This window comes from Mesorhizobium sp. M1143 (assembly GCF_040318435.1).
Lineage (GTDB): Bacteria > Pseudomonadota > Alphaproteobacteria > Rhizobiales > Rhizobiaceae > Mesorhizobium.
Genome location: NZ_JAMYMJ010000147.1, coordinates 1 through 2,315 on the forward strand (window position 1 = coordinate 1; position 2,315 = coordinate 2,315).

A 2,315-nucleotide genomic window follows, 5' to 3' on the forward strand; every position below is an offset into this window, starting at 1 on the left:
ATCCCCAGCAAGGATAGAGCTTCGACTCCGAAAGGCGTCACTCCCAGATCGTCACCCACCTCCATCAGCCGTTTCATGAGCGCATGCCCGTAGGCGGCGGGAACCGCGATCTCGTAGCCAAGTTCTCCTACGAAGGAGATCCGGAAGAGCCGCGCCCGCAGACCGCCGCAAACCGTCAGCTTCCCGCAGGCCATAAAGGGAAACGCCTCGTTGGACAGGTCGAACCCTTCCACGATGCGGGTGAGCAGTGCGCGTGAACTCGGCCCCGCAACGGCAATCTGCGCCCAGGCCTCCGTCGTGGAGATTAGCTGCACATCGAGGTCGGGCCATAGGCATTGCCGCGAGAACTCCATGTTGCGGTAGACCAGGCCCGCATTCGTAGTCGTTGTAGTAACAACAAAGTGGTCCTCGGCGAGCCGAGCGCAGGTGCCATCATCATAGGCAAAGCCGTCCTCGCGCAGCATCAGCCCGTAGCGGACGCGGCCGACCTTCAGCGTGGACATGAAGTTGCTGTATAAACTGTCAAGAAACTTTCCCGCATCGTTGCCCTGCACGTCGATCTTTCCGAGCGTCGAGACGTCACAAAGGCCCACTGAGCTACGCACGGCTCGGACTTCGCGATCTACGCTCATGCGCCAGTGCGTTTCCCCCTCACGACGAAAATAATCGGCTCGCCGCCATGGGCTGGCCTCGTCAAACACCGCACCTCGGGCTTCGGCCCAGTGATAGGTCGGCGTCAAACGAGGCGGGCGGAAGTGCTGCCCTATATCGCCACCTCCCAGGACCGCCAGCGCCACGGGAGTATAAGGCGGACGAAAGACCGTAGTTCCGGTTTCGGGGATTGTTCTTCCGGTGAGTTCCGCCATCACGGCAAGCCCGATCATATTGGCGGTCTTGCCCTGATCCGTTGCCATCCCCAAGGTAGTGTAGCGTTTCAGATGCTCTACCGACCGCATGTTCTCAACATGCGCGAGCTGGATGTCCTTCACCGTCACGTCGTTTTGGAAATCGACCCATGAGCGTTTCTTGCCCGGTACGTGAAACACGGGCGCAATGGTGTATGTCTCCTCCGCCGGGCACGGCACACTGGCCGATTTTGCTGCTATCCCGATGTCTTCCAACGCACATGCCGCCGTTTCGGCGCCCGAACGCAGCGCTGCCGCAGTTGAAAAGTGCCCCGCAGCAGCGCCTGCCGCACGCAAGCCAGAGGGCCCGTTTACGCTTGGCAGGAACGCCAGAAGCTCCTCATGCCAGACCGGCTTGCCCCCATGGTGCGAAGCGAGATGCACGTTCGGGCTCCAGCCCCCCGCGACCCCAAGCGCGCCGCAATCGATCCGTTCGGACCTGCCGTTTGCCTGAACCTCAATCGACGTCAAGCCAAGTCTGCCTCGAGAGCCAGTTACTAAGCCACCCGCGATCAAACGGTAGTCACCACGAGCCTTGGCCTCGGGGCGTACGTCGATGACAGCGGCGATCTGGACGCCCTTGGCGGCGAGATCGCGAGCGGTACGGTGACCGTCCTCGTTGTTAGTAAAGACGGCGATCTTGTCGGATGGGCACGCCTCCCAGCGATTCGCGTACGCCCGCATCGCGCCAGCCAACATGATGCCAGGACGGTCATTGTCCGCAAAGGCGATGGGTCGCTCTATTGCGCCTGCAGCCAAGACAGCGCGTTTCGCCGTAATGCGCCAAAGTGTCTGGCGGACACGGTGACCTGGTTGCGCCAGATGATCCGAGACCCTTTCCACCGCACCGTAGATGCCGTGGTCATAGACCCCGAAGACCGTGGTGCGGTTCATTATCTGTACGGTCGGGAGGCTTTTGAATTCAGATTCCAGCGCGGAAATCCAGTCGGCCACCCGGACCTCGCCCAGGGTTTCCGTCTCGCACAAGAGCCGTCCGCCAAGACGGAAATCCTCCTCCGCCAAGATGACACGGGCGCCCGACCGTGCGGCCGTCAGGGCCGCCGCAAGTCCGGCCGGTCCTCCGCCGATGACAAGCAAGTCGCAATGTAAGAAGCCCCTATCATACGCATCGGGATCGGCCTGCATTGAGATGCTTCCGAGCCCCGCGGCCCTACGGATTGCGGGCTCGTAGACCTTTTCCCAAAAGCTTTTCGGCCACATAAAAGTCTTGTAGTAGAACCCGGCCGTGAAAAGCGGGGACAACAGGTCAGTGATGGCCATTGCGTCGAAGTTGAGCGATGGCCAGCGATTCTGGCTTTGCGCCTCCAGTCCCTCGAACAGCTCGACCGTTGTCGCGCGCGTGTTCGGCTCCTGCCGCGCGCCGGTTCGCAGCTCGACCAATGCATTGGG

1 protein-coding gene is annotated in these 2,315 nt (G+C 61.4%); it reads right to left on the minus strand.

The genetic code is table 11. The features are described 5' to 3' along the window. On the minus strand, positions 1 to 2,315 hold a 2,315-nt coding region (locus NKH35_RS31385), incomplete at both ends, for an FAD-dependent oxidoreductase (RefSeq protein ID WP_352917538.1).